This window comes from Synechococcus sp. R6-7 (assembly GCF_047461695.1).
Taxonomy (GTDB): Bacteria; Cyanobacteriota; Cyanobacteriia; order Thermostichales; family Thermostichaceae; genus Thermostichus.
In genome coordinates this window covers 1-5,977 of the sequence record NZ_JANSHS010000406.1, presented here as the reverse complement: position 1 = coordinate 5,977, position 5,977 = coordinate 1, and the positions used below count along the sequence as shown (strand labels likewise).

6 protein-coding genes are annotated in these 5,977 nt (G+C 60.2%); 3 read left to right on the top strand and 3 right to left on the bottom strand.

Annotated features, from left to right (window positions below):
* On the bottom strand, positions 1–2,343 hold a 2,343-nt coding region (locus NW815_RS11685), incomplete at its 3' end, for a helicase-related protein (protein WP_414416038.1).
* Positions 2,344–2,440: 97 nt separating this feature from the next.
* On the opposite strand from NW815_RS11685, the gene NW815_RS11680 reads away from it, so the two are divergent.
* Both NW815_RS11680 and gap read left to right on the top strand, forming a co-directional pair.
* Positions 2,441–3,001 (top strand): Crp/Fnr family transcriptional regulator, encoded by a 561-nt coding sequence (locus tag NW815_RS11680; protein ID WP_414342364.1) that lies wholly within the window; start codon positions 2,441–2,443, stop codon positions 2,999–3,001.
* 156 nt (positions 3,002–3,157) lie between these two features.
* Positions 3,158–4,177: a type I glyceraldehyde-3-phosphate dehydrogenase gene (gene gap, locus NW815_RS11675; RefSeq protein WP_011433307.1), complete on the top strand. Its 1,020-nt coding sequence runs from the start codon at positions 3,158–3,160 to the stop codon at positions 4,175–4,177.
* Between the two features lie 34 nt (positions 4,178–4,211).
* Here gap and NW815_RS11670 read toward each other — a convergent pair whose 3' ends face one another.
* Positions 4,212–4,772, bottom strand: a complete 561-nt coding sequence (locus NW815_RS11670; protein WP_414387772.1) for a 2'-5' RNA ligase family protein — start codon at positions 4,770–4,772, stop codon at positions 4,212–4,214.
* 59 nt (positions 4,773–4,831) lie between these two features.
* Here NW815_RS11670 and NW815_RS11665 point away from each other — a divergent pair, with 59 nt between their 5' ends.
* Positions 4,832–5,281, top strand: coding sequence for a (2Fe-2S) ferredoxin domain-containing protein (locus NW815_RS11665; RefSeq protein ID WP_414331431.1), 450 nt, complete (start codon positions 4,832–4,834; stop codon positions 5,279–5,281).
* On the opposite strand, the gene NW815_RS11660 is transcribed toward NW815_RS11665, so the two are convergent.
* Positions 5,250–5,882 carry a lysophospholipid acyltransferase family protein gene (locus tag NW815_RS11660; RefSeq protein ID WP_414331435.1) on the bottom strand — a complete coding sequence of 211 codons (633 nt, stop codon included), beginning with the start codon at positions 5,880–5,882 and terminating at the stop codon, positions 5,250–5,252. The genes NW815_RS11665 and NW815_RS11660 overlap by 32 nt on opposite strands.
* Between the last annotated feature and the right edge of the window lie 95 nt (positions 5,883–5,977).

Below are 5,977 nucleotides of genomic sequence, written 5' to 3'. Positions count from 1 at the left end.
GACGCGGTGGTTGCGGCCAATGTATTCGGCACCTTCGGGCGTGGGCGAGTCGAAGCTGATTAGCCAACGCCCGCCTTTGGGAGAGGGCAGGGCCAGGCGAATGGCTTCCGGCAAGGTGGCAGTGGCTTCGGAGCCGACGCTAACCTGGTAGACCCCCGACCGCTTCCCTGGGGTTATGGCTAGGTTGAGGCGCTGGGCGGCAGCCAGGAAGAATTCGCGCACAGCTTCGGGATCCCCTAGCACGGCATCGGTGGCCTCCAGCTCCCGCTGCACTGCCTCAGGCTTGAGGGCCCGCTGGGCAAAACGGGTGCGGTTGCGCCGCTCCTGTTCGACAGAGCGATCCCAGCGCCGGTGAAACTCATCCACTTCCGGCACGCCAAGATCGAGGGTTAGCTGGCGCTCGGCGGACCAGTGTCCCTTGCGCAGGAAGAGGGCTTCGAGCACAGCCTGGGTAACGCTTTCGCTAGCCTCCGGCACAGGCACGTGGGTGCCCAGGGTGCGGTGGATCTCCCGCGCTTTGTTGAGCAACACCTCCAGTACCACGCCATCTACGGGGTTGTCGCGGCCAAAAAAGCGGATGACCTTGACCCGGCTGGCCTTTTGGCCGTAGCGATCCACCCGGCCCTCCCGCTGCTCCAGCCGATTGGGGTTCCAGGGCAGGTCGTAGTGGATGACGGCTGTAAACTTTTCCTGCAGGTTGATCCCTTCCGAGAGGCAGTCGGTGGCCACCAGCACCCGTGGTCGGTCAACTTCCAGGTTCGCGATCTTGGCCTCCCGCTCCTCGTCTCCCATCCTGCCCGTTACACAGGCTACTTGGGCTGGGGATCCCAGCTGTTGCCGAAGGTAACTGTCCAGATACTCCGCAGTGGCAACGTAGCGGCACCAGAGGATGGGATGAAAACCTTCCTGAAGCAACTTTTTCACCAGCTCGATGGCCCGCGTCAGTTTGGTGTCGTGCTCTGGGCCCTGGAGCTGTTTGGCCAGACGGGCCAGGGCCTGCAACCGGCGGCGGTCGCTATCCGGCAGGGTTGGGTCTGCGGCTTCAAGAGCTGGCGTTGGCAGCTCATCGTCGGTACGCTCTTCTGCCGACTCGAACACCCAGCGGCTCAGTTCTGCCTCAACCTCTTCTTCTGCCTCCAGGGTTGCTCCGCTGCGATTGTGCAATGCCGCTACTGCTGCCGCCGGGCTGGACATTACGCAGCGCAAAAGGGCCAGCGCTCCCCAGTAGCGCACTCGCTGCTGGCGCTTCTCTAGTTGCTGCCCTGTGCACACCAATTCCGAGCAAAACCCATAGGTGTCCTCGAACAGCTTGCGCTGCCCCTCAGAAAGGGTGTAGGTTTCATCTTCAGCTTCCCGGGTTGGAAAACAGGTGAGCTCCTGCCAAGTTTCCCGAATATCTCGCCGCGTGCGCTGGACAAAATGACGGGCTAGCTGGACGCGTTGGTCTTCGTTGAGATCCTGGAGATCCCATGTCTCGAACTCGGGCCGCAGCAGCCCCAGCAGCGAGCGGAAGGCCTCTTCGACACCGCTGTGGGGAGTTGCCGTCAGCAGGATCAGGTGGCGGTTGGGGTTTTGGGCCACCGCTTTGAGCAGACTGTGGCGCTCCTGCTGGTTTTTGCCATGGGCCGCCGCTGCCCCATGGACTTCGTCGGCAATGACCAGCTCAGGACAAAATTGCAGAAATGGGTGGCGGTTGCGCTCGGTCTTGACGAAGTCAATGCTGGCCACCTGGACAGGAAAGTGCTCGTAGAGGCTGCGCCCAACAGGGGTTTTTCGCTCCAATTGCCCCACCGTTCCCGAGCGGATGACCACTGGCTCCAGGTTAAACTTCTCGGCCAGCTCACTGGCCCACTGCTCGCACAAATAGGGAGGGCACAGGACACAAAGGCGTCGGATCTCGCCGCGATCCAAAAGCTCCCTGGCTATCAGCAGCGCCTCGATGGTCTTGCCCACCCCTACGTCGTCGGCAATCAATAGCCGCACCGGATCGAGGCGCAGCGCCATGAGCAAGGGCACAAACTGGTATACCCGTGGCCGAATCGAGAGGCGCCCCAGAGAGCGAAAGGGAGTTGCGCCCTCCCGTAAAATCAGCCGGGCCGCCTGCCAGAGGAGAAGGGTACTGGTGGCATCGGCAGGATGATCCCCAGAGGGCCAAGGAAAGGCGGTAGGCTCCACTCGCTCGAAGGGCAAGGTGCCGCCCACAAGGTTCATCAGGTGTCGGTGAATGCAAACCGCATCTTCTGGGGTGCCGGTGAGGGGCCGCAGCACCACAATTTCTTCTGAATCAGCGGGGAGCACCACCCACTCGCGGTTGCGGCAGCGGACAATTGAGCCAGGCTGCATGGGATCCCTGGGAGCGACCTACCTTTTCCATTGCATCTCAGATACTCTTTGGGGACAACTCTCTCCCATCTCCCAATACCCTGCCGGCAGCGGTAGGATGAAACGGAGCCGGCCTCAGGTACCCCTCTGGCCCACCGACATCATGAGCAGCCCCCGTTATCCGTTTGAGCGTGTTCGCGAGCACTTGCTCTTCCAATCTTTGGAAGATGCCGAGTGGAAGGCGCTGACGGCTGCCCTGTTGCCCAGCCGCTTCTCTCCTGGCCAGGTGATCTTTCAAGAGGGGGATCCCAGCAGTGACCTGTACATGATCCTCAGTGGAGTAGTGGAGCTGCGTCGCCAATATGTGCGACATCCGGGAGATTATTGGCTGGCTACGCTGCACGCCGGGCGTTTGTTTGGGGAACTTTCTCTGCTGACGGGACGGCGGCGCTCCTTTACAGCAGTGACCATAACCGAGGTGCAGACCCTGCGCCTCTCCAACGAGGGGCTGATCCTGTTGCCTCTGGAAGTCCAGGTGAAACTCTACCGCGCCTGGAGCCAGATCATCAGCGAGCACCTTTACTGGCTGGATAGTATGTTCACGGATCTTCTGGAGCAGCGAGGGGTAGAAAATGTAGCCTCGGCTATGGCTCTGCTGCACCAGCGCTATCCCGCTTGAAAGAGGCTCAATCCCTGCTCCGCATAGGTTTGCAGGTCAACGTCCACGAAGACAACCCCTTGGATCCCAAATTTTGTCTTCAGAATGTTCAGGGGTTGCGATATCATGTGCTAGGCAGCAGCCCCCAAGAGATTTCAAGCAGCGAGGTCAGGAGCAGTGGTTAGGGTAGCCATCAACGGGTTTGGTCGCATTGGTCGCAACTTTTTGCGCTGTTGGCTGGGTCGCTCCCAGTCCAACCTGGACATTGTTGCCATCAACGACACCTCAGATGCTCGCACGGCTGCCCACCTGCTCAAGTACGATTCCATCCTTGGGCCGTTGCAGGGAGCAGACGTTGAGCCTGCAGAAAACGGTTTGGTGGTGAACGGCAAGCATATCTATGCCGTTTCCGACCGCAACCCCAGCAACCTGCCCTGGAAAGAGTGGAAGGTGGATCTTGTTATTGAAGCTACAGGTGTTTTTGTCGACTACCAGGGTGCCTCTAAGCACATAGAAGCGGGGGCCAAAAAGGTGGTGATCACCGCCCCGGCCAAGGGGGGAGACATTCCCACGTTTGTCTACGGTGTTAATCAACACACCTACGACCCGGTGCGGCACAACATTGTCAGCAACGCCAGCTGCACCACCAACTGCCTTGCCCCGATCATCAAGGTGTTGCTGGACAAGTTCGGCGTCCTCCGTGCCACCATGACCACCACCCACAGTTACACCGGCGACCAGCGGATCTTAGATGGTGGTCACCGCGATCTGCGGCGGGCCCGGGCAGCAGCATTGAGCATGGTGCCCACCACCACGGGGGCTGCCAAGGCGGTGGCTTTGGTGATCCCGGAGCTGAAAGGCAAGCTGAATGGGGTGGCGGTACGGGTTCCCACGCCCAATGTGTCTCTGGTGGACTTGGTGGTGCAGACGGAGCGGCGCGTGATTGCCGAGGAGGTAAACGCTGCCCTGAAGGAAGCCTCGGAAACCACGATGAAAGGGATCATCGCCTACTCGGATATTCCCTTGGTCTCCATCGACTACCGCGGCCACGACTGCTCGGCCATTGTGGATGCGGAGATGACCAGTGTGCTGGATGGGGATCTGGTCAAGGTCATGGCTTGGTACGACAACGAGTGGGGCTACTCCCAGCGGGTGTTGGACTTGGCGGAATACATGGCCGCTCACTGGGTGGAGTAGGCTGCTTCGGTTGGCAACCCTCTTCTGTTCCCCATTATTCCCCCATCGAGAACTGGGCAAAAACCTGCCAACGTTTGCCGTCGTGGAGGAGGAGCGTCAAAGCTGACGCTACAAACGCACTCTGGAAAGAACGCGTCTTGAACTCTGGCCAGGCGGCGCGAAAGTGGGCGGGGGTTAGATCTCGAAAGGCAACGGTCATGTGGGGCACGAACGGACGGCCCTGAGCGGTTGTCTCTTTCCGGTTGAGAAGGATCCCCATGTGGTGATGGGCTTGAGCTTGTAGCCGCTGCAGTTCTGGGGAGGGCACGACGTGAATAAAAATGACACGCGGCGCGAAGGCCCCAAAGCCGGATAACTGGATGGCGACGGGAGTTTGCTGCTTGGCAAAGGCCTCTAGGGATCCCGTCAAGGCCGGCAGATCGGAACTGGGCCACTCGAACGGCGGCACCAGAGTGATGTGGGGAGGCGAGCGCAGGGCCGCTTGGCTGGCAAATTGCTCGGCAAACTGCTGTTTGATGGCTGTCACCTGCTCTTGCAGTGCTGGAGGGGGGAGCAGAGCAAGAAACAGTCGCTGCTTGGGGTTATCCACCAGCATCGGTAAGAACCTAGAGAACAGGGGATAATGCAACTGTAGCCAAGCCCAAACATCTTGTTATGTCGCGTCCTGTCGCTTCTTCCCCTATCCTGGATCCCTCCTCGGCAACCGGATCCCCAGGCCAAGCGCCTCAGCCGGCTCCCATTCCGCCCTACCAGTGGCATTTGTTCCTTTGTGCAGATCAAACCAAGCCCAAATGTTGTGAGAAAGCCGTGGGATTGGAAGCCTGGGACTATTTGAAATCGCGGATCAAGGAATTGAACCTGGAAATCGGGAGCGGGGGATCCCTGCGGGTACACCGCACCAAAGCCAACTGCCTGCGGGCGTGCGACTATGCTGTTCCCGGCCCTGTGCTGCTGGTCTATCCCGGTGGGTTTTGGTACCACTCGGTCACGCCGGAGGTGGTGGAGGAGATTCTTCAAAAGCACATCTTGGGAGGGATCCCTGTTGTTGAGTATCTGGTAGCCCAAGATACCCTCAGCGCCCCTGATCCAAAAGGGCATGGATAGCCTGCACGCACTCTGCCGTCACCTGCTGCAAATCGGCCTTATCGCTGGAAGCAGGGGGGGGAATCACGTTGCCAATGCGCACCGTGATGGGGCAGAACAAGCGCGGCCACCGGGATCCCTTGGGCAAGACCTTTTCCGTGCCCCAAAGGGCTACAGGCAGCAGAGGCGTTTGGGTGCGAGCTGCAACCAAGGCCGCTCCCAAGTGGGGCTGAGGAATGCGGCCATCGGGGGTACGAGTGCCATTCAAAAAGATCCCTACCGCCCATCCCTGCGCCAAAGCTGCTTCCGTGGCCCGCAGGGCAGCGCGGTCAGAGCCGCCTCTTTTGACCGGGTAGGCGCCGTAGAGCTGGATCACCTGCTTCAGCCCCGGCACCCGAAACAGCTCTTCCTTGGCCATGAAGGCCACCGGGCGGCGCACCGCATTGGCCACCAGCGGCGGATCCAAATGGCTGGCGTGGTTGCTGACGACGATGAGGGATCCCTGGCGAGGCACGTTTTCCTGCCCATAGGTGCGCCCAAAATACAGTCCCCGAAACAAGGGGTTGACCACCAGCCACTTGAGCAGCCAGTAGGCCAACCAATCCCGGCGGCGATAACCCATCTGTGAGTCCAACGATCCCTGCCACTCCGGCAGCAGTTCCCTCTCTGAGTGTAGTGGAGGGTGGGTGGTAAACTACCCGGCTCCGACCGCTAAGC

Bases quoted from the DNA above. Each gene is read 5' to 3' on its own strand.
- NW815_RS11665 (WP_414331431.1), top strand. From the start codon at position 4,832: ATGTCGCGTCCTGTCGCTTCTTCCCCTATCCTGGATCCCTCCTCGGCA.
- NW815_RS11660 (WP_414331435.1), bottom strand. From the start codon at position 5,882: ATGGGTTATCGCCGCCGGGATTGGTTGGCCTACTGGCTGCTCAAGTGG.
- NW815_RS11670 (WP_414387772.1), bottom strand. From the start codon at position 4,772: ATGCTGGTGGATAACCCCAAGCAGCGACTGTTTCTTGCTCTGCTCCCC.
- NW815_RS11680 (WP_414342364.1), top strand. From the start codon at position 2,441: ATGAAACGGAGCCGGCCTCAGGTACCCCTCTGGCCCACCGACATCATG.